The sequence below is a fragment of the Streptomyces sp. NPDC058198 genome, from assembly GCF_042882605.1.
Taxonomy (GTDB): domain Bacteria; phylum Actinomycetota; class Actinomycetes; order Streptomycetales; family Streptomycetaceae; genus Streptomyces.
In genome coordinates this window covers 463,669-485,807 of record NZ_JBHVVP010000004.1, presented here as the reverse complement: position 1 = coordinate 485,807, position 22,139 = coordinate 463,669, and the positions used below count along the sequence as shown (strand labels likewise).

The window sequence follows — 22,139 nt, the reverse complement described above, 5'->3', positions numbered from 1 at the left end:
ACCTCACCCACAACACCATGAATCGGTCCTCTTCGCCCCTCGCGATTCCCAGGGCCCGCCGCTACGGATCCAGGACGACTTTCCCCATGGTTCCGCGGGTCTCCAGCGCGCGGTGGGCCCGCGCCGCCTCGGCGAGCGGGAAGCGCTGTACGGCGGGGCGCAGGCGGCCCGCCGCGGCCTCGGCGAGGGCGCGCTCTTCGAGTACGCGTACGTCGCCGCCCGCCTTCTGGAGCATCACGGGACCGAGGACGGACTCGGATGTGATGCCGCGCTCCGTCAGTTCCTCGTCGGTGAACGTCAGCGGCGACCCGTCGTGCAGGCCCTCGCCGGACCAGCCGAAGACGAGGTGCTTGCCGCCTTTGGCGAGAAGGCCGACGGCGGCCAGTCCGGCCGCCCCGCCGACGGAGTCGAAGACGACGGTCGCGCCCCGGTCACCCAGATAGGCGGTTACCCGCTCCGGCCAGTCGGACAGGGTGTAGTCGACGGCCAGGTCCGCGCCGTTCGCGGCGACCCGGGCGACCTTGGCGGGGCCGCCGGCGAGGCCGATGACGGTGGCACCGGCGTTCTTCGCGTACTGGACGAGGAGCGTGCCGATGCCACCCGCCGCGGCCGGTACGAGCGCGATGTCACCGGGGCCCAGGTCCGTGAACTGCAGGATGCCCATCGTCGTACGCCCCGTGCCGATCATGGCGACCGCCTCGGCCTCGTCGAGCCCGGCCGGGATCTCGTGGAGCCGGGCGGTGTCGGTGACGGCGAGCTCCGCGTACCCGCCGGGGGCCATGCCGAGATGCGCCACGACGCGCTTGCCGAGCCAGCCGGCGTCCGCGCCCTCGCCGAGCGCCTCGACCGTGCCGGCCACCTCCCGGCCGGGGACGGTGGGCAGTTCCGCCGGGGCCGGGTACGGGCCCCGCATCCCCTGGCGCAGGGCGGTGTCGAGGAGATGGACCCCGGCGGCGGCGACGGCGATCCGGACCTGGCCGGGGCCGGGGACGGGGTCCTCCGTCCGCTCGTACGTGAGGTTCTCGGCGGGACCGAAGGCGTGGAGGCGGACGGCGCGCATGGTGGGCTCCCTAGGGGTCGGCTGGCTGCGGGAATCAGCCTCCGACCTCAACCATGCTTGAGGTCAAGCGGCGTCGGCCCCGGGTCCGACGGGGGCGTGAAACCTTGACCGCCCTTCGAGGATCCCGTGCCGCCCCTCGAGGATCCCGCGCCGCCCCTCGGGGGCGTAAGGCCCTTGGCGCCCCTCGGGGCCTTCAGGTGCTTCAGCTGCCCGAGGGCCAGGGCGGCCGCCCCGATCGCGCTGTTGAACGCCACCTCGCAGAGCACGCCGGGCGCCGCGACCTGGTCGCCGGCCAGCTGGATGCCATTGCCGCGGTCGATCCGGGGCCGGTCGCGCCAGGTGGTGCCCGGCAGGTCGACGGCTCCCGTACGGCCGGTCGCGAGGGCCTCGCGCCGCCACACGGTGCGCTCGCGCCAGCCGGGGAACCCCAGGTCGAGCAGGGCTTCGGCGCGGGCGATGCCGTCCGCCCTGGAGTCGCCGGGGCCGACCGGGAACTGCCCCTGGAGCAGCTGTTCGCCGGCCGGGGCGAGGGACGGGTCCTGCGAGGTGAACCGTTCGAGCCAGCCGGGGGCGTCGAGGTCGGAGATGACGAACGGCTCGCCCCTGCCCGTACGCAGCGCCAGATCGAGCAGGGCGGTACGGCCGCCGGGCCAGCGCAGGCTGTCGTCCTTGAGAAGGCGGCGGGCCGCTTCCAGGGAGGTCGCGACGATGACGGGGGTGTCCTCGGGAACGGTGTCGATCCGGGCGGCCGTCTCGATCCGGACACCCAGATTCCAGGCGTGCGCGGCCATCCGGTCGATCAGCCGGCCCCAGCCGCCGACCGGGAAGCGGGCCTCGGGCGGCAGCGAGGTGGCGCGCCGCAGCCGCTCCTGGACGAAGGCGGCGGAGAGCGCGCCCGGGTCGTGGTGATAGACGGCGACGGCGGCACAGTTCGCGGCGGTGCGGGCCGTGTGCGGGCCCGCCACCTCGGTGGCCCAGGTCATGAAGTCGACGTCCACCGGGGCCTGTCCCGCCTTGCGGCGGGCGAGTGCGAGCAGGCCGAGGGGCGGGGTCCTGCGCAGCGCGCCGCCGCGGTGGAAGCGGAAGCGGAGCCCTTCGCGCAGGGACACGCCGGCCATCGGGCCGAGCAGATCGCGCTGCCGCAGCCAGGCCCAGTGCGGCCCGCCGCGGTACAGGGCATGCGGTCCTTCGTTGGTCAGATACGGGCCCTCCGCGGTGCGTGCCCGCCCGCCGAGGGTGTGGTGGGCCTCGTAGAGGGTGACGTGCGCGCCCGACTCGACGGCGGTGATGGCCGCGGTGAGCCCGGCGAACCCGCCCCCGACGACGGTGACGCGATTCCTGGGATTCATGACGGTTTCTCCTTCGCTCGCTCTCACCGATGTGACGGATGCCGGCCGTCCCGATGTGACATCGGAGCGTTGTCAGTGGCGTGCGTCACCATGGGGGCATGGCACGGAAGGCGACGAAGAGCGGTGCGAGCGGTACGAGTGGTGCGAGCGGGTCGTCCGGGGCGAGAGGGGCGAGAGGGGCTTCGGCGAAGCGGGTGGAGGTGCGGCGGGCGGAGGTGCGGCTGCCGCCGCTGAGTCCGTACGGCGGCGGGCTCGACCCGGACGGTGATTACGACGGGCTGGAGTTCAAGGACCTCGACCTGGGCGGACAGGACGGTCCTGGCGCGCGGTTCATCGACTGCGCGCTGCGGGACTGCGCGCTGGACGAGACGACGCTCGTGCGGGCGCGGTTCATCGATTGCGTGCTCAGCGGTGTCCGGGGGGTGGGCACGGATCTCGCGGGGGCGTCGCTGCGCGATGTGGAGGTGGTCGACGCGCGCCTCGGCGGCGCGCAGTTGCACGGCGCCGTGCTGGAGCGGGTGCTGTTCCGGGGCGGGAAGATCGACTATCTGAATCTGCGGGACGCCCGGCTGAAGGATGTGGTCTTCGAGGGCTGCGTCCTGTCGGAGGCGGACTTCGCGGGCGCGGAGCTGGAGCGGGTGGAGTTCCGGGACTGCGTGCTCAGGCGGGCGGATCTGAGCGGCGTACGGATGAAGGACGTCGATCTGCGGACGGTCGCCGAGCTGGATATCGCGCGCGGGCTGGAACGGCTGTCGGGCGCGGTGATCAACTCGGCGCAACTGCTCCAGCTGGCACCGGCGTTCGCGGCGCAGATAGGAGTCCGGGTGGAGGACTAGGTCCTGTCCGCCGGACACTCGCCCCGGGGCGGGGATTTTCGAAGGCCCCGACCTGGGGGGATGGGCCGGGGCCTTCGTGGTGCTCCAGAGGTACGGCCTTCTGTGGGGGGAGGAACAGGTCGCCCGGTTCCCAGCAGTACCTCGGCAAGTCCTCGTCTGCCCGGTGATGCGGGATGTACGCCTGCCGATTCGAAACTCGTTGAGTGGGGTCTGTGACCACGCTGTGGGGGCGATGCGTGGGTCCTACAACGTAGCTGGTCAGGCGCGGGGGAAGCGGGACTGGAGATCCCAGACGATCGGGTTGTCGGCCAGGCCCTCGTGCATATCGGTGAGGTCCGCGATCAGATCGTGCAGGAAGTCGCGTGCCTCACGGCGCAGCAGCCGGTGGCTGAAGTTGAGCGGGGGCTCGTCGCCGGGCATCCAGTCGGCCTCCACATCGACCCAGCCGAAGCGCCGCTGGAAGAGCATGCGGTCGGCCGACTCGGTGAAGTCCAGCTCGGCGTACTGCGGCTTGGCCGCCCGGCTGCCGCGCGGGTCGCGGTCGAGCTGCTCGACGATGTCGCACAGCGCCCAGGCGAAGTCCAGCACCGGCACCCATCCCCAGGCTGTGGACACCTCGCGGTCCGCCTTGGTGTCCGCGAGATAGACGTCCCCGCAGAAGAGGTCGTGGCGCAGCGCCCGGACGTCCGCGAGGCGGTAGTCGGTCTGCGGGGGATCCGGGAAGCGCCGGGAGAGGGAGTAGCCGATGTCGAGCACGGGCCCGATGGTGTCACGGCCGGCCGCGCGGGCCGCGCGGCCCCGGGCGCGGAGGGGATCAGGGCGTGTGCCGGGCGTGTCCTGGGGACCTGCCCGCGCGTTGTACCGCTCATGAACATGCGTCGATTCCTCACCACCGCGGCGGCCGGCTCCGCGCTCCTCGCCGCCGTCGCGCCCGCCGCCCAGGCAGCCGACTTCGGCGGAACCCTGAGTGGCGCGGCCCAGACCGCGGCTGCCGCCGGAGCGAAGGCCGAGCCGGTCGCTGACGGTATCGCCGGGGACAAGGTGGAGAAGAAGGTGGGCGCCGTGAAGGGCGCGGTGAAGGCCGGGTCCGACGCGGTGAAGGCCGGCAACGATCTGATCAAGTGAGCGCGCGGATCTGATCAAGTGCGGGCGCGCGGGGCCGGCCGGGGCGAGAGTCCGCCGGCGCGGTTCGGTGTGGCCTCTGGTCCGGCGCGTGGCGCGCTCCGAGCGATGCCCTGACAACGCTCGGCGGATGCGCGGCGCACGCCGGACCGGAGGCCGTGCGTCACGCCTGGTGGAAGACGGTCACGTTCCAGGCGGCCTTCCAGTTGCCGTCCCCGAACTTGAGGTTGGCGGTGCACTTGTTGGTGTCGCCGTCGCAGCTCAGGCCGGTGACCGGCACGGGGGCCTTGGCCGCCAGGGCCGGTGTCGCGGCCCTGGTCGCCTGGTGGAACACGCTGACGTTCCAGCTGGCCTTCCACTTGCCGTCGCCGAACTGGAGGTTGGCGGTGCACTTGTACGTGTCGCCGTCACAGTTCAGCCCCGTCACCGGCACGGGGGCCGCGGCTCTCGGGGCCGACGCCGCCAGGAACGGGGCCGCCATGGACGGCGCGGCCACGGTCGGGGTCACGGTCCTGGTCGCCTGGTGGAAGACGCTGACGTTCCAGTTCGCCTTCCAGTTGCCGTCGCCGAAGCGGAGGTTGGCGGTGCACTTGTAGGTGTCGCCGTCACAGTTCAGGCCCGTCACCGGCACCGGAGCGGCGACTGCGGGGGCGGCTACGCCGATGCCGAGAGCGGCGACTGCGGCGAACGTACCTGCGACGGTGCGCAGCATGGTGGTGTCCTTCCGTCAGGGCGCGGGAAGCGCCCGGTCACAGGAAGGCTGCTACGCCCGGCGCTCCACCAACCAAGATCACCCGCGGGTTCACCGCATCGAAGTACCGCCCTTCGACCAAACATCATCAACACGCCGACGCCCCGCCGCCGAGCCGTGCCGCAGCCGTCCGCCGCCCTCCGCGGCCTACGATCACCGCGTGGACCAGCGCACTCCCGCAGCCCCAGGCCGTGTCGTAGCCGTAGCCGTACCCCTCGCCATGGCTCTGGCCGTCCTCGCCGGCTGCACCGACGGCGGTGCGCACGCCCGGCCGGGCGCGGCGAGCCTGCGCGATCCGTACTTCCCGCAGATCGGCAACGGCGGCTACGACGTCACGCACTACGGACTGACCCTCGACTACGCCCCGGCCACCGGCCGGCTTCAGGGCACCGCCGAGATCACCGCCCGCGCCACCCAGAACCTCAGCGCCTTCAATCTCGACTTCGCCGGGATGACGGTCGACTCCGCGACCGTCGACGGCCGGAGGGCCACCGTCCACCGGGCCGGTACGGAACTCACCTTGCGGCCCCCCGCCGCCCTCGGCCGGGGCGACACCTTCCGTACGGTCGTCCGCTACTCCGGCGCGCCGCGGACGATCACCGACCCCGACGAGTCGGAGGAGGGCTGGCTCAGGTCGGGGGAGCGGGCGGTCGGGCTGGGCGAGCCGACCGGCTCGATGGCGTGGTTCCCGGGCAATCACCACCCGCGCGACAAGGCGTCGTACGACATCCGGGTCACCGTGCCCACGGGGCTCAAGGCCATCTCCAACGGCGAGTTGACGAGCGAGCGTACGACGGCCGGCCGTACCGCCTTCGACTGGCACTGCGCGGAGCCGATGGCGAGTTATCTGGCCATGGTCGCCATCGGCCCGTACGAGACCAAGGCGACGAGGGGATCGAAGGGCGCGTTGCCCGTCTACTCGGCGGTCGATCCGACCGTCGCCGAGGACAGCGCGGACCTGGTCGCGGCGGTCCCCGGGATCATCGCGTGGGGGGAGAAGACCCTTGGTCCGTACCCCTTCTCCTCCACCGGTGTGGTCATCGGACAGCGGGACGACTCCGGGTACGCCCTGGAGACCCAGAACAGGCCCTTCCTCCCCGGCCCGACCGGTCTCGGGACGCTGGTCCACGAGCTGGCCCATCAGTGGTTCGGCAATTCCGTCACCCCGGAGTCCTGGCGGGACATGTGGCTCAACGAGGGGTTCGCGGAGTACACGGAATGGCTCTGGGAGGAGGACACCAACGACGTACCCGTACGGGAGAACTTCGCCGAGGCGTACGACGATGACGACAACTGGACCTTCCCGCCGTCCGATCCGCCCTCCGCGGCGGACATCTCGCGCGCGCCGGTGTACGGACGCGGGGCGATGGTCCTGCACCGGCTCCGGGTGACCGTGGGCGACGACCTGTTCTTCTCCATCCTGCGGGGCTGGCTGCGGACGTACCGTCATGGCAACGCCTCCACGCGCGACTTCACGGCGTACGCGGAGAAGGAGGCGGGCCGGCCCCTCGGCGGGGTGTGGAACGGCTGGCTGTACGGCAAGGGCAAGCCGCCGCTCCTGTGACCAAGAGCGGGCTTCCGTGACCACGAGCGGGCTTCCGGCAACCGCGATCGGACGTCCGTCAGAGCGCTTTGCGCAGCACGACACAGAGGCGGCCCCGCGTGGTGTCCGGGCGGCGGTCGATCTCCACGTATCCGAGCGCGTCCCAGAAGGCGAGGGCCTTCTGGTTGGTTTCCAGTACGGCGAGTCTGATGCCCGTACGCCCTGCCGCCAGGAACCGATCCTCGACCACCCGGGCCAACGCGCTTCCGTACCCGGCGCGCTGGTCGTGCGCGTGCACCATCAGCAGGCCGATCCAGGGATCGGGGTCGTCCGGGTCGGGGTGGTGGGCGAGGGTGACGGCGATGGCGACGAGCCGGCCCGCCGAACGGGCGAGCAGCACCTTCGCGTCGGGGTGCGCCAGTTCGTCGGCGAGGGAGACCGCGACCTGCTCGGGGCGGATGTTGCCGGGGTCCGGGAAGTCCCCGCTGAGCTGCTGGAACTCCCGGTTGGAGGCGTAGAGGGCGGCGAGTTCGGTCAGCAGGGGCCCGGGGAAGGCGCCGTCCACGGGCGTCAGCGGTTCGACGATCATGTGGCGCAGGCTACCGACGAGGGGCGCGGCCGGGCGGGGACCGGCCGGTACGGCGCGCGGGGAACCGGCCGCCGGTACGGCACGCGGAGAACCGGCCGTACGGCGCGCGGGGAAGCGGACACCCGTACGGCGCGCGGGGAACTGGCCGTACGCCGTGCGGGGAAGCGGACACCCCTACGGCGCGCGGGGAACTGGTCCGGACGCGAGTGGGCCCCGGCCGCGGCCGGGGCCCACTCGTACTCACTCCTGCGTGCGCGTCAGCGTCGGCGCTCGCGTCAGAGGTTGACGCCGAAGTCCGTGGCGATGCCCACGAGACCCGAGGCGTAGCCCTGGCCGACCGCGCGGAACTTCCACTCCGCACCGTTGCGGTACAGCTCGCCGAAGACCATGGCGGTCTCGGTGGCGGCGTCCTCGCTCAGGTCGTAGCGGGCGATCTCGGTGCCGCCGGCCTGGTTGACGATGCGGATGTACGCGTTCCGCACCTGGCCGAAGTTCTGGCTGCGGGACTCGGCGTCGTAGATGGAGACCGGGAAGACGATCTTGTCGACGTCGGCAGGCAGACCCGCCAGGTTGACGTTGATCGCCTCGTCGTCGCCCTCGCCCGCGCCCGTGCGGTTGTCACCCGTGTGGACGATGGTCTGGTCCGGCGTCGACTTGTTGTTGAAGAAGACGAAGTGGCCGTCGGAGACGACCTTTCCGCCCGGGTTCACCGCGATGGCCGAAGCGTCGAGGTCGAAGTCGGTGCCGGTGGTGGTGCGGACGTCCCAGCCGAGGCCGACCGTGACGGCGGTAAGGCCCGGGGCCTCCTTGGTGAGCGAGACGTTGCCGCCCTTGGACAGGCTTACAGCCATGGGGATGTCCCTTTCGTTGACGTGTGCGGGCTTCGAGTGCTCCCGAAGTTACCGTCACCCGACATAACGCAGGCAGAGGACCGCAGGGTTCCGCCCCGCTTTACTTTCTTTACCCGGGAGAGGGACACGCCCGGGAAAAAGGGGTGACGCGGGCGGCGTGGGCACGGGACCATGGGTACATGTCCGGGTCTCCTCATGTCATCCGCGGTTCGGTCTCCCTGCCGGAGGCCGAACTGATGTGGCGTTTTTCGCGTTCGTCCGGGCCCGGCGGCCAGCATGTGAACACCAGCGACTCGCAGGTGGAGCTCCGGTTCGATCTCGCGAAGACGGAGGCGCTTCCGCCGGTGTGGAAGGAGCGGGCGCTCGAGCGGCTCGCGAACCGGCTGGTGGGTGGCGTGATCACCGTACGCGCGTCGGAGCACCGCTCTCAGTGGCGCAACCGCGAGACGGCGGCGGTGCGGCTCGCGGCGCTGCTCGCCGAGGCGACGGCCCCGCCGCCGCGTGCGCGCCGTAAGACGAAGATCCCGCGCGGCATCAACGAGCGCCGGCTGCGCGAGAAGAAGCAGCGCGCGGAAACGAAGCGTGGCCGCACGGGCCAGGGCTGGTCGTAACCGTACGAGCCGTACGGGCCACCGGGAGCCGTACGAGCCGCGAGCCCTCCCGCCCGCCGGGAGCCGTACGAGCCGCCGAGAGCCGTACGAGCCGCAGGCCCGCCGCCCGCTCGCCCCTCCGTCCTCCGCCCCGCCGCCTACCCTTAACCCAACTGGCGGTAGCGGCCCTTGTAGTGGGTCAGCGGGCCGCCCTCCGCGCCCGGCAGCTCCACCGCCACCACCCGGCCGATGACCAGCGTGTGGTCGCCCGCCTCGACCCGCTGTTCCGTACGGCACTCCAGCGTCGCCAGCGAACCCTCGATCAGCGGCGCTCCGCTCACCTCGCCCCGCCGGTACGGAATCTCCTGGAAGAGCAGCCGGTCGCTGATCCGGCCCTTCATCGCGAACCGCCCCGCGATGTGCCGGTGGTTCTCGGTGAGCAAAGACGCCGCCCACAGCGGCTGTTCGGCGAGCAGGTCGTCCATACGGGAGCCGTTGCGGACGCTGACCAGCACCAGCGGCGGGTCCAGGGAGACCGACATGAAGGCGGTCGCCGTCATACCGGCGTCCTCGCCGCGCGGGCCGTCCGCGCTCGATGCGGGTTCGTGGGCCGTCACCAGCACCACACCCGAGGCCAGCCGGGACAGGGCGGCGCGGAAGTCGTCGTTGCTCACCCCCTCAGGATGGGGGATGGCCCGTGAAGCACGGGGAAGGGGTTCGGGGCGGGGCGCGGGGGTCGTCTGGGGCACAGGGGAGACGCTAGTCTCGGCCGTCATGTGCCCGCATCGGGCCAGGGGACCAAGCCGGTCCTAGGACCCGAGCCGTGCGCGCCGGCGCTCGGGATGCCCGCCGAACCCCTGCTGGGCGCCCGGATTTGCGTTCAAGAAGCCATGGAGCGCTCCCATGAAATCCGCCACTCCTTCGTCATATGATGTGACTTGAGTCACAGTGTGCAGTATTTGTTGACCCTGTGTACCGGCCGCACAGCTCGCTGTGATTCAGTTGCGAGGACAGTGCAACACGAGAGTCGATGAGAATCCTGGAGTTGCTGTCGAGGTCTCGGGGAGAGCGAGCAATGGAGACCGAGTCGGAGCCGTATGTCCGTCTTGCGACCCTGCGGCAGCTGCATCAGGCCGTCGCCGAACTCAACACGGCCCGAAGTCTTGCTGACACGCTGCAGACCGTCGCCGACGGCGTTGTCGACGGACTCGGGTATCAGCTCGCGTGCGTCAATGTCGTCCAGGCCGACGGTGACCTGGTCGTCGCCGCCTTCGCGGGCAGCGCGGCCGCCGAAGCCCTGATCACCGGCCGGGTCGGCTCCCGCGGTTCCTGGGAGCGCCGCCTCGCGATGGGCGAGAGCTGGGGTGAGCTCCGCTTCATATCGCACACCGAGGGCTGGGTCCTGCTGGAGGACGACGTTCCGCAGTGGTACACCGAGGGCCCCGACCCCCGTTTCGAGGACGAGTGGCACCCGCAGGACCGTCTCTACGCCCCGATGTACGCGTCGGGCGGCGGGAGTGAGCTGCTCGGTGTGATCTCCGTCGACCGGCCGCGCGGCGGCCGCCGTCCCGGGCCCTGGGGGCAGGAAGCCCTGCAGATGTACGCGTCCCAGGCGGCGATTGCGATCAGCAACGCCCGGCTGCGAGCAAACATGCAGCGCGCCCTCGTCCGGCTGGAGCGCGAACAGCAGGCGCTGCGGGCCAGTGAGGAATCCTTCCGCCAGGCATTCGAGTACGCGCCCAGCGGCATGGCCATCGCCGAGATGGGCGGTGACCAGCACGGCAGGCTGCTGCGGACCAATGACGCGCTCTGCCGGCTGCTGGGCCGCCCGGCCTCCGCGATGCGCCGCCACTCCTTCTCCGACCTGGTCCACCCCGAGGACATCGGGACGCTGCTCCGCACCTCCGCCGAGGGCGGCCGCGCCGAGCTGCGGCTGACCCGCCGCGACGGCACGTACGTCTGGGTCTCCCTGCGTAACTCCGTCGTCGCGGACACCGCCGACGGCCCCCGGTTTCTGCTCACCCATGTCGAGGACATCGAGGAGCGCAAGGGCCGCGAGCTCCAGCTCGCCCACCGCGCCTCGCACGACTCGCTCACCGGCCTGCCGAACAGCGCGGAGCTGCGATCACGTCTCAGCTCACGGCTCTGTTCGCGCCCCGACGCCATGCGGGAGACCGCGGTGGAGGCCCTGGACGCGGCGTACGGCGGGTACGAGGGCACCGTCCTGTACGAGCCCGGATACGACGCGTACGACGGCTACGACGGATACGAGGAGAAGGCGGCCCTCGGCGGCGGTCTCGGCCTCGACGGCTTCGGCCTGCCGGTCGGCGGCGGGTCCTTCGACCACCACGTCCATATGACCGCGCCCACCGGTGACGGGGAGGCCGACGACGGTACGAAGGGCCTCGCGGTCCTCTTCTGCGACCTCGACGGCTTCAAGTCGATCAACGACCGTTTCGGCCACAACACCGGCGACGCGGTCCTGATCGAGGTCGCGCGCCGGCTCACGACCGGTGTACGGGACGGGGACACCGTGGCCCGGCTCGGGGGTGACGAATTCGTCGTTCTCGCGGACGGCCTGGGCGCGGCGGACGCCGCCGACCTCGCCGTACGGCTGCGGAACGCGATCATTCCGCCGATCAGGGTGGACGGACGGGCGGTCCGGGTCGGGGCGAGCTTCGGCATCAGCTGGGCGAGCTGCGGGATGTCGGTGGAGGAAGTGCTGCAATCCGCTGACCAGCGGATGTACATCGAAAAGCGGTCGCGGAACAAGGATCACCGGCGGGCCGGTTAGGAAGAGGGCTTAGCCTCGGAGGGGATCCCGTTCGCTTACGGGACCGGTCTGGGACAGGGCTGGGACATGGCCGCGACGCGTTGTTCACCCAGGCGCCGCACAGTGGCTGCCACCAGTCAAGGCCCGTCCGTAGGCTTACGCATTCGAGGTAGGCTCGGCCGGTCGGCGACGCTGGCGAGATGGTAAGGAGTGACCCAGGGATGACGGCCGGGAACAACGGCGCGAGCACGCCCGAGGAAGACGATCCGTTCGGCTACCTGTACGAGGACGGACAGGCGGCGGCCGCCAATCAGCGACGCCAGGGCGGCTACGGCTACCCAGGACCGGCCGCGCAGCCCGGTGTGCCCAGGACTTCGTACAACCAGGTCAGAACGGTCGGCGAGCGCCAGTACGGGCAGCAGCAGGTCCCGCCGCAGCAGGCGTACGGCCAGCAGGGTCAGTACGGCCAGCAGCCCTATGGCCAGCAGGGGCAGCAGGGTCAGTACGGCCAGCAGCAGGGCCAGGCCCCTTACGGCCAGCAGCCGAACGCCCACTACGCGGCCCCCGAGACCCACCCCGGCGGTGCCACCACCCGCCAGGTGCCGGCCCAGCGCGGCGGACGCGGCGGCGGCCCCAACACCAAGGGCCTGCTGATCGGCGCCATCGCGGTGGTCGCGGTCGTCGTGATCGGCATCACGGCCGCGCTGCTCTCCAACAACGGCGGCACGAAGGACGACGGCGCGACGCCGTCCGGCGGCCCGTCGATCGGCGAGTCGCAGCAGCCCGGTGATGAAGTGGCCGGCAAGGACCCGAAGCCGGACGAGGCGATCCAGCTGCCCAAGCAGGACGCGGCAACCCTCCAGCTCGGACCGCCCGCCGTCCTGGCGACCGACATCAAGGGCGCCCAGGGCACCGGCGGGGCGTATGTGTCCGGCTTCAACGCCGTCGGCGCCTCGGTGACCTGGACCGCCGACATCGAGAAGGCCGGTCCCTACGCGCTGTCCGTGCGTTACGCCATCCCGGGCAAGGACGCGAACGCCACGCTGACCGTCAACGGCAAGGCGAACACTTCCCCCCTGGGGCTGAAGAACTTCATTCACTCCAGCGATCCCAACTGGGAGAAGAACTGGCAGACCACCTGGGCGCCGGTCGAGCTTCAGCAGGGCAAGAACACGATCAAGATCTCCTGCGAGGACGGCAACCAGTGCGATGCCATCCTCGACTGGCTCGAGGTCACGCCTCCGCGGAAGAACTGATCACCTTGCCGCGGAGCTGATCACCCGTAGGAACCCCGCCACCGTCCCGGTCATCGCCTCGCGAGCCGGGGCGAGGTATTTCCGGGGGTCCACGGTCGTGGGGTTCGCCGCGAGGTAGTCGCGTACGGCTCCGGTGAAGGCCGTGTTGAGCGCCGTCCCTACGTTGATCTTGACCATGCCGGAGGCGACCGCCCGGCGGATCTCCTCGTCGGGGACGCCGGAGGAGCCGTGCAGGACGAGCGGTACAGGGACGGCCTCCCGCAGCGCGGCGATCAGCGCGTGGTCGAGCGTTGCCGTACGCCGGGTCATCGCGTGGGACGAGCCGACCGCGACGGCCAGCGCGTCGACGCCGGTCTCGGCGACGAAGACGACCGCCTCTGCCGGATCCGTACGGACGCCGGGGGCGTGCGCGCCGAGGGACGGCTCACCGTCCTTGCCGCCGACCGCGCCGAGCTCGGCCTCGATCCAGATGCCCTGGTCATGGCACCGGCGCACGGCATCGGCGGTGGCCTTGAGGTTCTCCGCGTACGGCAGTTTCGAGGCGTCGAACATCACCGAGCTGAGGCCCTCGGTGGCGGCCGCGGCCCGCAGCAGTCCGGCCGACTCGACATGGTCGAGGTGGAGCGAGAGCGGCGCGGAGGAGGCGCGGGCGACCGCGGCCGCGGCGGCGGTGATGACGTCGAGCCGGCCGCCGTGGAACGCCACGGCGTTCTCGGATATTTGCAGGACGGCGGGCGCACCCACCTGCTCGGCGCCTGCGGCGATGGCCTCCGCGTGCTCCAGCGTGATGACGTTGAAGGCGGCGATCCCGCGTCCCTGGGCCGCGGCGGCCGTGACGAGTTCAGCGGTGCTGACGAGTGGCATACGCCCCCATGTTTCCCGGGCTGTCAGGCCCGTCCTTACGGTGCCGGGCCGACTGCGTACGGCCCGGCTCTGCGGCGGCGCGCGTCACGCCGCCTGGTGCTCCGTCACCGCGATGCGCGGCAGCAGGTCCTCGTACGCCCCGGCGTCGAACTCGCCCGCCGCCGGGGCCAGGACCGTGGCCGTCGACAGGGCGACCGCGCGGCTCAGCCGGGCCGGCCAGGGGAGGCGTTCGACGAGGCCCGACAGCAGGCCGGCCACCGCCGAGTCGCCCGCGCCCGTCGGATTGCCCTTGGCCGGCGCGGGCGGGGTCGCCTGCCAGATGCCGTCCGGGGTGGCCGCGAGGACACCGTCGGCGCCCAGCGAGGCGACGACGGAGTGGGCGCCGCGGCGGCGGGCGTCGCGGGCGGCGCGCAGTGGCTCGCGGGAGCCGGTGAGCCGGGCGAGTTCCTCGGCGTTCGGCTTGACCAGGTCGGGGCGCGCGGCGACGCCCCGGCGCAGGGGCTCGCCGCTGGTGTCGAGGAGCACGGGCACCCCGGCGCCGCGGGCCCGGCGGATCAGCTCGGCGTACGCGCCGACATGGATGCCGGGCGGCAGGCTGCCGCACAGGGCGACGGCGTCGGCGCCGGTGAGCAGCCGGTCGTACACGCTGAGGAAGGCGCTCCACTCGGCGGGCGAGACGGTCGGGCCCGGCTCGTTGAGCTGGGTGGTGTCGCCGGTCGCCTCGTCGACGACGGCGATGGTGCGCCGGGTGGACCCGGCGATCGGTACGAGCGCGTCCACCGGCCGCGTGGAAGAGGTCATGGAAGATCGCGACGGCCCCGTCCGGCCGTCTCCGCACTGCGCGAGCAGCTCCCGCAGCACATCGCCCGTCCGGCCGCCCGCGAACCCCGTCACCACCGTCCGGTGGCCCAGCGCCGACAGCACCCGCGCGACATTCAGCCCCTTGCCGCCGGGGCGTTCGACGACCTCGCTGACGCGGTGCGTGGCGTGCGGAACCAGCACGGGCGTGCGGTAGGTGATGTCCAGCGCGGTATTGAGGGTGACCGTCAGGATCATCCGTGTCCCTTCCCCCGAAGAACGCGCTTGCCCGGCCGGTTGCCGGGGCGATCATGTCAAAAAGAAGGCGGTTGGCCCAGACCCCCGGACCGACCGCCTTCATACAGACTCGTACAGATTCATACAGACTCGTACAGACTTATGAAAAAATCACCCTAGGTGGGGCTCAACCACCCATTCGCCCTTGTGCAGCACGCCCGCCACGGAGAAGTCGGCGGCCAGCACGACCAGGTCCGCGTCCTTGTCCGGTTCCAGCGAGCCGACCTTGTCGTACACGCCGAGCAGCTTCGCCGGGTTGGCGGAGATGGCCTGGACGATGTCCTCGACCGGCAGCCCGTCCACCGTTGCCGCCCGCTTGAAGGCCGTGTCCAGGGTCAGCGTGGAGCCGGCGATCGAGCCGCCCTCCACCAGCCGGGCGACGCCGTCCTTGACCTCGACGGCCAGCGGGCCGAGCTGGTACTTCCCGTCGCCGAAGCCCGCCGCGTCCATCGCGTCCGTGATGAAGGCGACCCGGCCCGCGCCCGCGCGGTGGAACGCCAGCTCCAGGGCCGCCGGGTGGAGATGCGTACCGTCGTTGATCAGCTCGACGGTGACCCGCTCGTCCTCCAGCAGCGCGGCGATCGGCCCCGGCGCGCGGTGTCCGAGCGGCGGCATCGCGTTGAAGAGGTGCGTGGCGACGGTCGCGCCCGCGTCGATCGCCTCGACGGTCTGTTCGTACGTCGCGGCGGTGTGCCCGATCGCGGCGATCACGCCGTGCTCCGCCAGCAGCCGTACGGACTCGATGCCGCCCGGCAGCTCGGTGGCGAGCGTGACCATCTTGGCCGTGCCGCGCGCGGCGTCGAGGAGCTTGCGCACCTCCGCCGGGTCGGGGTCGCGCAGCAGCGATTCGCTGTGCGCGCCCTTGCGGCACGGGGAGATGAACGGGCCCTCGAAGTGGATCCCGGCCAGCTCGCCCTGTTCGACCAGCTCGGAGAGGATGCCCGCGCGCTGGGCGAGGAAGTCCATCTCGCCGGTGACGCCGGAGGCGACGAGCGTGGTGGTGCCGTGCTCCCGGTGCGTACGGATGCCCTTGAGCACCTCGTCCACCGACCCGGAGGTGAAGGAGGCACCGCCCCCGCCGTGGTTGTGCATGTCCACGAAGCCGGGGACCAGCCAGTGCCCCGACAGATCGAGCGTGACGGCGTCCGCCGGGGCGGCGCCCGCGATCCGGCCGCCCTCGATGATCACCCGCCCGCCGTCCACGGTCCCGGTGGGCAGTACCACCCGGGCGCCGGCGAGAACGGTGGTTTCGGCGCGTGCGGCCATCAGGCGGTTACCTCCGTGGCGAGTAGATCCCAGGCGAGCAGCCCCGCGCCCAGGCATCCGGCGGTGTCCCCGAGGGCCGCCGGGACGATCTCGGGCAGCTTCTGGAACGTCACTCGCTCCTCGACCGCGGCCCGCAGGGGTGTGAACAAGGTTTCCCCCGCCTCGCCGAGTCCGCCACCGATGATCAGCGTGCGGGGGTCCAGCAGGGTGAGCGCGGTGACCAGTCCGGCGGCGAGCGCGTCGACCGCGTCCCGCCAGACCCGTACGGCCGCGGGGTCGCCCGACTCCACGGCCTTCGCGCAGTCGGCGGCGTCCGCCTCCGGGTCGCCGCTCGCGGCGGCCCAGGCGCGGGTCACGGCCGCGGCGGAGGCGAGGGTCTCCAGACACCCGCGCTGTCCGCAGCCGCACAGCGGCCCGTCGGGGCGGACCACGACATGGCCGATCTCGCCCGCGGAGCCGTGCGCGCCGGCCTCGATGAGGCCGTCGATGCCGATGGCTCCGGCGATCCCGGTGCCCAGCGCGAGGAACAGGAAGCGGTCGGCGCCCTTGCCCGCGCCGAGCCGTCCCTCGGCGAGGCCGCCGGTACGGACGTCGTGCCCGAGCGCGACGGGTACGCCCCCGAGCCGCTCGCCGACCAGCTGCCGCATCGGTACGTCGCGCCAGCCGAGGTTGGCGGCGTACACGGCGATGCCGCGCTCGGCGTCGACGATGCCCGGCACGGCGACCCCGGCGGCGACGGCGCTCTCGCCGAAGTGCTCGGTGCCGTAGGCGCGCAGATCGGCGGCGAAGCCGAGAATGGTCTCGACCACGGCTTCGGGGCCGCGCTCTCTGCCGGTCGGCCGGCGCGCCTCGTACAGCAGTGCGCCGTCCGCCCCGACCAGGGCGGCTTTCATGCCGGTGCCGCCCACATCCAGGGCGATGACGTGTCTCACAGGGACAGTGTCGCGCGTAGAGCCTTGAAAGGTCTAGTCCACTGTCCTGGATTGTTGCGCGGCCATACAAACGCGAATCGCCGTCGACGGCCGGTACTCGACCCTCTCCCACCCTGACATGTGCCTGGCACAGACGTTGCCGAAGCGCAATCAGCCCTGTGTGGACCTCAAACCTCCGGATAGGGGAAAATAACTGGCTGATAACAGGGCTTCACGGGGGACCGGCGGGGACCTTACGGGCAACGGAACAACAAGGGCGGAACAGAGCTGTGCAGCAGCGCTACCTGAGAGTGGGCGCGGCCATAGCCGCGCTGGGCATGACGATGGTGCTGGCCGGCTGCGGCGACACCGGTGGGCCCGGGCCCGTCACCCTCAAGCTCGTCGCCGCGGATTACGGCAACGGATCGGCCAACAGCTCGGAGAAGTACTGGTCCGCCCTGGCCAGGGAGTTCGAGTCCGACAACCCCGGCATCAAGATCGATGTCGATGTCCGCTCGTGGAAGATCGTCGACCGCGATGTCGCGGAGATGGTCCAGCAGGGCAGGGATCCGGACATCGCGCAGATCGGCTCGTACGCCGACTACGCCAAGCACGGCAAGCTCTACGCCGCCGACGACCTGCTCTCCATTCCCACCCAGGCGAACTTCCTCACCCAGCTCTCGGACGCCGGCAAGGTCAACCGGATCCAGTACGGGCTGCCGTTCATCGCCTCGACCCGGCTGCTCTTCTTCAACCAGAAGCTCTTCGACCAGGCAGGGCTGAGCGCCCCGAAGAACTGGGACGACATCAGGACCGCCGCCGAGGCCCTCAAGCAGCAGGGCGTCACGACGCCGTACGCGCTGCCGCTGGGCTCCGAGGAGGCGCAGGGCGAGACGCTGATGTGGCTGCTGAGCGGCGGGGGCGGCTACACCGAGAACGCCGACGGCTCGTACAGCATCGACTCGGACCAGAACATCAAGACCTTCGAGTGGCTGCGGAAGAACCTCGTCGAGCCGAAGCTGACTGGCCCGGTCGCCCCCGGGAAGCTCGACCGCACCATCGCCTTCAAGGCGTTCAGCAGCGGCCAGGTCGGCATGCTCAACGGCCACCCGACGCTGATGCAGGACGCCGAGAAGGCCGGCATCAAGGTCGGTACGGTGCAGCTGCCCGGAATCAGCGGCCAGGCCAAGTCCTCCTTGGGTGTCGCCGACTGGCTGATGGCCTTCAAGAAGAACAAGCACGGCGCGGAGATCGGGAAGTTCCTGGACTTCGCGTACAACGACAAGAACGTCCTGGACTTCGTCGGGCAGTACGACCTGCTGCCGGTCACCTACAGCGCGAACGACGCGATGGCCGCGGACCCGGAGTACAAGAACCTGAGCAAGTTCCAGGAGGCACTGGCCACCTCCGAGCTGTACCCGTACGGCAAGAACTCCTGGACCAGCGTCAGCGAGAGCATCAAGAAGAACATCGGCGAGGCGGTCGGGCCCGGCGGGGATCCGAGGGCTGTCCTCAGCCGGATCGCCCGCGACGCGTCCGCCGCGGAGGCCGCCCGGTAGCGTGTCGGGCATATGACCGCGCGCACGCCGGACGCCGGAGATCCGGCCGAGTCCGAAGACGTAGACGTACGCGGTCCCGCGGAGCTGTCCGAGCGGGACCGCGCCGTTCTCGCCATGGAGCGGCGCGGCTGGCCGGGGCCCGGCGCCAAGGAACGGGCCATCCGCGAGCAGCTGGGGCTGTCGCCGACCCGCTACTACCAGCTGCTGACCGCTCTGCTGGACGATCCGCGGGCGGCGGAGCACGACCCGGTGACGGTGAACCGGCTGCGGCGGATCAGGGACGAACGCAGAGAGCGCCGCTGAGTACGGGCCGTGAGCCCGCGCTGCTGAGCCCGCGCTGCTGAGCCCGCGCTGCTGAGCCCGCGCTGCTGAGCCCGCGCTGCTGAGCCCGGGCCGCTGAGCCCGCGCCGCTGAATACGGGCCGCTTTCCCGCGAGTGCGCCTCTTCACTTCCCTGTGTCCTGTTCCCCATGGTTGTGATCCGGGGTACGCGGATAGGGTCGGGACATGGGCAGCAACCCGCACCCCCTGCCGAATCCGACCACTCCCGCCGGCGCCGACGGCCTGGCCGCGCTTCTCGCCCGGCCCAGGAAAGCCGTCGTCGCGCTCGACTTCGACGGCACCCTCGCCGAGATCGTCCCCGACCCCGAACAGGCCCGCGCCCACCCGCGCGCCGTCCCCGCCCTGGCCGCCCTCGCACCGCGCGTGGCGTCCGTGGCGGTGATCACCGGCCGCCCGGCCGGGGTGGCGGTACGGTACGGCGGCTTCGCCGGCGTGCCCGGCCTGGACCGTCTGGTCGTCCTCGGCCACTACGGCGCGGAGCGCTGGGACGCGGTCTCCAGCACCGTCCACGCCCCCGCCCCGCACCCGGGCGTGGCGGCGGCCCGCGCCGAACTCCCCGGACTCCTCGACCGGTTCGGCGCCTGGCACGGCACCTGGATCGAGGAAAAGGGCCAGGCGGTCGCGGTCCACACCCGCCGCGCCTCCGACCCGCAGGCCGCCTTCGACGCCCTGCGCGATCCGCTCAGCGAGCTGGCCGCCCGCCACGGCCTGATCGTCGAACCCGGCCGCATGGTCCTGGAACTGCGCCCGCCCGGAGTGGACAAGGGCGTGGCGCTCCTGGAGTACGTACGCGAGGCGGGCGCCGGGACGGTCCTCTACGCGGGCGACGACCTGGGCGACCTCCCGGCCTTCGCGGCGGTCGAGAAACTCCGCTCCGACGGCCACGCGGGCCTGCTGGTGTGCAGCGGCTCGGAAGTCCCCGAACTGGCCGAGCGCGCCGACCTCGTGCTCCCGGGCCCGGCGGCGGTCGTGGACTTCCTGGCGGCCCTGGCGCAGGCCCTCACGGACGGCTGACGGCCCGGCAGGCGGACTCCCGGAGAAGCGCCTGCTGACTGACTACGCTGCGCAGCGTGGACGGAATCGATATAGCCAACGGCGTCGTCCTGATCGTCGAGGGCGACGGCGATCTCTCGATCACCCCCGACTCCCTCCACGTGCAGGTGCTGGACGAGGAGGTCGAGCTGCCCGCCGAACTGGCCGTCTGGCGCGCGGAGGTCGAGGAGGTGGAGGAGCGCGCCCGGTTGGAGGGTGACCGGGTGCCCGTGTGGAACGGCTCCCGGTACGCCCAGTGGAACGCGCCGAGGCCCAGGCGGTCCGCCGCCTCTAGTGCTGTGACCCCATAGGTTCGCCGGGTTGGTGCGCGTCATCCCGACGCGCCGGCCGCCCAACGCCGCGAACGCGCGGAAGACCGATGACTTTTGGGGCCGGCCCCTGTCTACACCGCGACAACCCGACAAGAGCGATACAGGGAGCGCGAGATGATCAGGGAACAGAGAACGGCCGAGGGTTTCTCCTACACGTTGGAGCGGACGTTGGAGACTCCTGTGGCGGCGGTCTGGAGCGCCTGGACCACTGCGGAGCCCTACGCGCAGTGGTCCTATGCCGCCCCAGGGTCCGTCGAGATGGACGTGCGGCCGGGTGGGACGTGGAAGGCGACGATGGTCACCCCGGACGGTGGACAGTTCCCGTTGACCGGCTCGTACTCCGAGGTCGATGAGAACCGGCGTCTGGTGATCGGCATGGACGTACCGGGGAAGAACGAGCCGGCGGTCATGACCGTCGAACTTGCCGAGCAGAGTGCTCACCGGACGCGCATCGTGGTGGCCCAGACCTGCGACACCGCCGACGAGCGCGACCTCGCCGAGCAGGGCACCACCATGCTCCTGGGAAGCCTGACGGCCTTCCTCAAGACCGCGAACTGACACACCGGATCGGTGCCGCACGTTCTCATCGGGGCCGTACCCGCTCCTTCCCGAGCGAAGCAGCGGTACGGCCCCGACGCGGAGCAACCGGTCAGAAGGCCACATGCTCCGCCGGACAGTGCCTAGCGGCGCCCGCTCACAGAAGTGCGCACACGGGGCCGAGCGGCCAACGCGATCCCCGCCAACACGGCAGTGCAGGCCCCCGATACCGCTGCCGTCACCCGCACCCCCTGCGGCACGTCGTCGACTGCTTTACGTTCTCCGTCTTCCATGATGCATACGGTGCGCAGGGTGAGGAACTGGACGTCATACCCCACCGCTCCCTTCAACTGAGCCCGGCACGGGTGGTTGTAGGGGAACGGAGCCGAGTCCGCCCCGCCGTCCTGCGCCACGGCCACGGTCGACATCAGATTGATGGCCCCCAACGAGTAGGAGGCAGTAGTCGTGGCTGCGCAGGCAAAGGCGGCAGCAACGGCCACACGGCGCCATCCGGCCCAGTGTCTGTTCCCCGGCAAGGCAACTTTGAGGGATCGGAGCAGGAAGAACATGACCAACGCGATGGCGGCGAGGAATGCCACCGGTATGAGGAGGATCATGACGGCCCTCTCTCCCGAGCTCGGCTGCTCACGGGCATCCTGCCTCCATCCAACCGAACCTGACGTCAACTATGACGTGGATCACTGAAGTTGAGGTACCGGGTACGTCTTCCGCGGCACCGTGACCGCCGCCGGGTTCCTCATCTGGATCCGCTCGTGATCAATGAACCTTCGCAGGCTCAGTGGCCAGCCCGAAGAAGTCCTTGCAGGCCGTCAGCCCGCTGACGGTCACGGGCCCATGCTCCTGACGGCTCCAGTCCTGCCGCGAGAGCCGGAGCCACTGGGACTCCACGACCTGCCCGTGGAGGACGTCGCGCGTGATGCCGTCGGGCTGATAGCCGAGCTTCCGCGACACGGACAGCGACGCGTGGTTGTCGGTGAAGGACACCGACTTGGCGGACCCGGCGCCGAGTTCCGCGAACGCCAGATGAAGCATGGCGACCCGCATCTCGGTTCCGATTCCCTTGCCCTGGTGGTCGAGCCCGATCCATGAGCCCGACACGATCTCGCGTCGGATACCGAAGTCGGTGGCGCGGATCTCCTGGATACCCACGGGACGCCCCTCGAAGAACACGACGAGTTCCAGGGCCCAGTCGTCAGGCGCCCACGCCCCCAGACGGCTCCAGTGCTGCCGCACGACGTGGCGGGCACGTTCAGCAGGTGGCAGATCCGGGGCGTCAGGAACGGCCGTGCGGTTCGGGCATGAACTCCCTGCGCTGCCACATCGGCCACCGCTGCCAGCTCTTCCTCGGACGGAAGCCGCAGCTCTAGACGGGGCGACCGTATGCGCAGGGCCCTCAGCGGCCAGATGCCGATCAGCATGCGTGCCAGTGTGCACAGGAGCACGCGCGGCCGCCCGTCATTT

The 22,139-nt window shown here is 71.2% G+C and carries 24 protein-coding genes; 11 read left to right on the top strand and 13 right to left on the bottom strand.

What is annotated here, in order from left to right; translation table 11 throughout:
* Positions 1–61: 61 nt before the first annotated feature.
* Together ACFVWW_RS18310 and ACFVWW_RS18305 are read right to left on the bottom strand one after the other, a co-directional pair.
* Positions 62–1,060: a zinc-binding dehydrogenase gene (locus ACFVWW_RS18310; protein WP_386878583.1), complete on the bottom strand. Its 999-nt coding sequence runs from the start codon at positions 1,058–1,060 to the stop codon at positions 62–64.
* A gap of 47 nt (positions 1,061–1,107) precedes the next feature.
* Positions 1,108–2,409 (bottom strand): NAD(P)-binding protein, encoded by a 1,302-nt coding sequence (locus ACFVWW_RS18305; RefSeq protein WP_386878584.1) that lies wholly within the window; start codon positions 2,407–2,409, stop codon positions 1,108–1,110.
* 98 nt (positions 2,410–2,507) lie between these two features.
* On the opposite strand from ACFVWW_RS18305, the gene ACFVWW_RS18300 reads away from it, so the two are divergent.
* Complete coding sequence (locus ACFVWW_RS18300; protein WP_384178646.1) at positions 2,508–3,245, top strand: pentapeptide repeat-containing protein; 738 nt, start codon at positions 2,508–2,510, stop codon at positions 3,243–3,245.
* A 258-nt stretch (positions 3,246–3,503) separates the two neighbouring features.
* On the opposite strand, the gene ACFVWW_RS18295 is transcribed toward ACFVWW_RS18300, so the two are convergent.
* Complete coding sequence (locus ACFVWW_RS18295; RefSeq protein WP_384178650.1) at positions 3,504–4,001, bottom strand: hypothetical protein; 498 nt, start codon at positions 3,999–4,001, stop codon at positions 3,504–3,506.
* 111 nt (positions 4,002–4,112) lie between these two features.
* Between ACFVWW_RS18295 and ACFVWW_RS18290 the strand changes: the two genes are divergently transcribed.
* Positions 4,113–4,370, top strand: coding sequence for a hypothetical protein (locus ACFVWW_RS18290; RefSeq protein WP_384178652.1), 258 nt, complete (start codon positions 4,113–4,115; stop codon positions 4,368–4,370).
* 160 nt (positions 4,371–4,530) lie between these two features.
* Here the strand turns inward: ACFVWW_RS18290 and ACFVWW_RS18285 are convergent, their stop codons facing one another.
* Positions 4,531–5,079 carry a hypothetical protein gene (locus ACFVWW_RS18285; protein WP_384178654.1) on the bottom strand — a complete coding sequence of 183 codons (549 nt, stop codon included), beginning with the start codon at positions 5,077–5,079 and terminating at the stop codon, positions 4,531–4,533.
* A 199-nt stretch (positions 5,080–5,278) separates the two neighbouring features.
* Here ACFVWW_RS18285 and ACFVWW_RS18280 point away from each other — a divergent pair, with 199 nt between their 5' ends.
* Positions 5,279–6,682, top strand: a complete 1,404-nt coding sequence (locus tag ACFVWW_RS18280; RefSeq protein ID WP_386878585.1) for a M1 family metallopeptidase — start codon at positions 5,279–5,281, stop codon at positions 6,680–6,682.
* A gap of 58 nt (positions 6,683–6,740) precedes the next feature.
* On the opposite strand, the gene ACFVWW_RS18275 is transcribed toward ACFVWW_RS18280, so the two are convergent.
* Positions 6,741–7,250 (bottom strand): GNAT family N-acetyltransferase, encoded by a 510-nt coding sequence (locus ACFVWW_RS18275; protein WP_383914375.1) that lies wholly within the window; start codon positions 7,248–7,250, stop codon positions 6,741–6,743.
* Between the two features lie 275 nt (positions 7,251–7,525).
* On the bottom strand, positions 7,526–8,101 hold the full coding sequence (locus tag ACFVWW_RS18270; RefSeq protein ID WP_384178658.1) for a TerD family protein: 576 nt from the start codon (positions 8,099–8,101) through the stop codon (positions 7,526–7,528).
* A gap of 179 nt (positions 8,102–8,280) precedes the next feature.
* Here ACFVWW_RS18270 and arfB point away from each other — a divergent pair, with 179 nt between their 5' ends.
* Entirely contained in the window at positions 8,281–8,712 is a 432-nt protein-coding gene (gene arfB / locus ACFVWW_RS18265; protein ID WP_384178660.1) for an alternative ribosome rescue aminoacyl-tRNA hydrolase ArfB, read from the top strand.
* A gap of 143 nt (positions 8,713–8,855) precedes the next feature.
* Here the strand turns inward: arfB and ACFVWW_RS18260 are convergent, their stop codons facing one another.
* Positions 8,856–9,467, bottom strand: coding sequence for a flavin reductase family protein (locus ACFVWW_RS18260; protein ID WP_384331953.1), 612 nt, complete (start codon positions 9,465–9,467; stop codon positions 8,856–8,858).
* A 299-nt stretch (positions 9,468–9,766) separates the two neighbouring features.
* Here ACFVWW_RS18260 and cdgB point away from each other — a divergent pair, with 299 nt between their 5' ends.
* Positions 9,767–11,485, top strand: coding sequence for a diguanylate cyclase CdgB (gene cdgB / locus ACFVWW_RS18255; RefSeq protein WP_386878586.1), 1,719 nt, complete (start codon positions 9,767–9,769; stop codon positions 11,483–11,485).
* Positions 11,486–11,685: 200 nt separating this feature from the next.
* Complete coding sequence (locus ACFVWW_RS18250) at positions 11,686–12,720, top strand: CBM35 domain-containing protein (protein ID WP_384331956.1); 1,035 nt, start codon at positions 11,686–11,688, stop codon at positions 12,718–12,720.
* Here ACFVWW_RS18250 and ACFVWW_RS18245 read toward each other — a convergent pair whose 3' ends face one another.
* From ACFVWW_RS18245 to ACFVWW_RS18230, 4 genes are all read right to left on the bottom strand, one after another.
* The gene (locus tag ACFVWW_RS18245; protein WP_384178668.1) at positions 12,721–13,584 is read right to left on the bottom strand and encodes a ketose-bisphosphate aldolase; all 864 of its coding nucleotides are present in this window, start codon (positions 13,582–13,584) and stop codon (positions 12,721–12,723) included. It lies immediately after the preceding gene.
* 84 nt (positions 13,585–13,668) lie between these two features.
* Positions 13,669–14,640 (bottom strand): 1-phosphofructokinase family hexose kinase, encoded by a 972-nt coding sequence (locus tag ACFVWW_RS18240; protein WP_384178669.1) that lies wholly within the window; start codon positions 14,638–14,640, stop codon positions 13,669–13,671.
* Between the two features lie 150 nt (positions 14,641–14,790).
* The gene (gene nagA / locus ACFVWW_RS18235) at positions 14,791–15,945 is read right to left on the bottom strand and encodes an N-acetylglucosamine-6-phosphate deacetylase (RefSeq protein WP_386878587.1); all 1,155 of its coding nucleotides are present in this window, start codon (positions 15,943–15,945) and stop codon (positions 14,791–14,793) included.
* Complete coding sequence (locus tag ACFVWW_RS18230; protein ID WP_384178673.1) at positions 15,945–16,877, bottom strand: ROK family protein; 933 nt, start codon at positions 16,875–16,877, stop codon at positions 15,945–15,947. The genes nagA and ACFVWW_RS18230 overlap by 1 nt, the downstream gene beginning before the upstream one ends.
* A 317-nt stretch (positions 16,878–17,194) precedes the next feature.
* Between ACFVWW_RS18230 and ACFVWW_RS18225 the strand changes: the two genes are divergently transcribed.
* The 5 genes from ACFVWW_RS18225 to ACFVWW_RS18205 all read left to right on the top strand — a co-directional run bounded on the left by ACFVWW_RS18225 (position 17,195) and on the right by ACFVWW_RS18205 (position 20,678).
* Positions 17,195–18,415, top strand: a complete 1,221-nt coding sequence (locus tag ACFVWW_RS18225; protein WP_386878705.1) for an extracellular solute-binding protein — start codon at positions 17,195–17,197, stop codon at positions 18,413–18,415.
* A gap of 12 nt (positions 18,416–18,427) precedes the next feature.
* Positions 18,428–18,718 (top strand): DUF3263 domain-containing protein, encoded by a 291-nt coding sequence (locus tag ACFVWW_RS18220; protein ID WP_384178675.1) that lies wholly within the window; start codon positions 18,428–18,430, stop codon positions 18,716–18,718.
* Positions 18,719–18,921: 203 nt separating this feature from the next.
* The gene (gene otsB / locus ACFVWW_RS18215; protein ID WP_386878588.1) at positions 18,922–19,770 is read left to right on the top strand and encodes a trehalose-phosphatase; all 849 of its coding nucleotides are present in this window, start codon (positions 18,922–18,924) and stop codon (positions 19,768–19,770) included.
* Positions 19,771–19,826: 56 nt separating this feature from the next.
* The gene (locus ACFVWW_RS18210; RefSeq protein ID WP_384178679.1) at positions 19,827–20,099 is read left to right on the top strand and encodes a hypothetical protein; all 273 of its coding nucleotides are present in this window, start codon (positions 19,827–19,829) and stop codon (positions 20,097–20,099) included.
* A gap of 135 nt (positions 20,100–20,234) precedes the next feature.
* Positions 20,235–20,678, top strand: coding sequence for an SRPBCC domain-containing protein (locus tag ACFVWW_RS18205; protein ID WP_386878589.1), 444 nt, complete (start codon positions 20,235–20,237; stop codon positions 20,676–20,678).
* Positions 20,679–20,800: 122 nt separating this feature from the next.
* Here the strand turns inward: ACFVWW_RS18205 and ACFVWW_RS18200 are convergent, their stop codons facing one another.
* Together ACFVWW_RS18200 and ACFVWW_RS18195 are read right to left on the bottom strand one after the other, a co-directional pair.
* On the bottom strand, positions 20,801–21,274 hold the full coding sequence (locus tag ACFVWW_RS18200) for a hypothetical protein (RefSeq protein ID WP_384178683.1): 474 nt from the start codon (positions 21,272–21,274) through the stop codon (positions 20,801–20,803).
* Positions 21,275–21,434: 160 nt separating this feature from the next.
* On the bottom strand, positions 21,435–21,911 hold the full coding sequence (locus ACFVWW_RS18195) for a GNAT family N-acetyltransferase (RefSeq protein ID WP_386878590.1): 477 nt from the start codon (positions 21,909–21,911) through the stop codon (positions 21,435–21,437).
* Between the last annotated feature and the right edge of the window lie 228 nt (positions 21,912–22,139).

Excerpts from the sequence above, each read along its gene's own strand:
- ACFVWW_RS18310 (WP_386878583.1), bottom strand. The coding sequence starts at position 1,060 with ATGCGCGCCGTCCGCCTCCACGCCTTCGGTCCCGCCGAGAACCTCACG.
- ACFVWW_RS18305 (WP_386878584.1), bottom strand. The coding sequence starts at position 2,409 with ATGAATCCCAGGAATCGCGTCACCGTCGTCGGGGGCGGGTTCGCCGGG.
- ACFVWW_RS18300 (WP_384178646.1), top strand. The coding sequence starts at position 2,508 with ATGGCACGGAAGGCGACGAAGAGCGGTGCGAGCGGTACGAGTGGTGCG.
- ACFVWW_RS18290 (WP_384178652.1), top strand. The coding sequence starts at position 4,113 with ATGAACATGCGTCGATTCCTCACCACCGCGGCGGCCGGCTCCGCGCTC.
- ACFVWW_RS18285 (WP_384178654.1), bottom strand. The coding sequence starts at position 5,079 with ATGCTGCGCACCGTCGCAGGTACGTTCGCCGCAGTCGCCGCTCTCGGC.
- ACFVWW_RS18275 (WP_383914375.1), bottom strand. The coding sequence starts at position 7,250 with ATGATCGTCGAACCGCTGACGCCCGTGGACGGCGCCTTCCCCGGGCCC.
- ACFVWW_RS18270 (WP_384178658.1), bottom strand. The coding sequence starts at position 8,101 with ATGGCTGTAAGCCTGTCCAAGGGCGGCAACGTCTCGCTCACCAAGGAG.
- arfB (WP_384178660.1), top strand. The coding sequence starts at position 8,281 with ATGTCCGGGTCTCCTCATGTCATCCGCGGTTCGGTCTCCCTGCCGGAG.
- ACFVWW_RS18260 (WP_384331953.1), bottom strand. The coding sequence starts at position 9,467 with ATGACGGCCGAGACTAGCGTCTCCCCTGTGCCCCAGACGACCCCCGCG.
- cdgB (WP_386878586.1), top strand. The coding sequence starts at position 9,767 with ATGGAGACCGAGTCGGAGCCGTATGTCCGTCTTGCGACCCTGCGGCAG.
- ACFVWW_RS18250 (WP_384331956.1), top strand. The coding sequence starts at position 11,686 with ATGACGGCCGGGAACAACGGCGCGAGCACGCCCGAGGAAGACGATCCG.
- ACFVWW_RS18245 (WP_384178668.1), bottom strand. The coding sequence starts at position 13,584 with ATGCCACTCGTCAGCACCGCTGAACTCGTCACGGCCGCCGCGGCCCAG.
- ACFVWW_RS18240 (WP_384178669.1), bottom strand. The coding sequence starts at position 14,640 with ATGATCCTGACGGTCACCCTCAATACCGCGCTGGACATCACCTACCGC.
- nagA (WP_386878587.1), bottom strand. The coding sequence starts at position 15,945 with ATGGCCGCACGCGCCGAAACCACCGTTCTCGCCGGCGCCCGGGTGGTA.
- ACFVWW_RS18225 (WP_386878705.1), top strand. The coding sequence starts at position 17,195 with ATGACGATGGTGCTGGCCGGCTGCGGCGACACCGGTGGGCCCGGGCCC.
- ACFVWW_RS18220 (WP_384178675.1), top strand. The coding sequence starts at position 18,428 with ATGACCGCGCGCACGCCGGACGCCGGAGATCCGGCCGAGTCCGAAGAC.
- otsB (WP_386878588.1), top strand. The coding sequence starts at position 18,922 with ATGGGCAGCAACCCGCACCCCCTGCCGAATCCGACCACTCCCGCCGGC.
- ACFVWW_RS18205 (WP_386878589.1), top strand. The coding sequence starts at position 20,235 with ATGATCAGGGAACAGAGAACGGCCGAGGGTTTCTCCTACACGTTGGAG.
- ACFVWW_RS18200 (WP_384178683.1), bottom strand. The coding sequence starts at position 21,274 with ATGATCCTCCTCATACCGGTGGCATTCCTCGCCGCCATCGCGTTGGTC.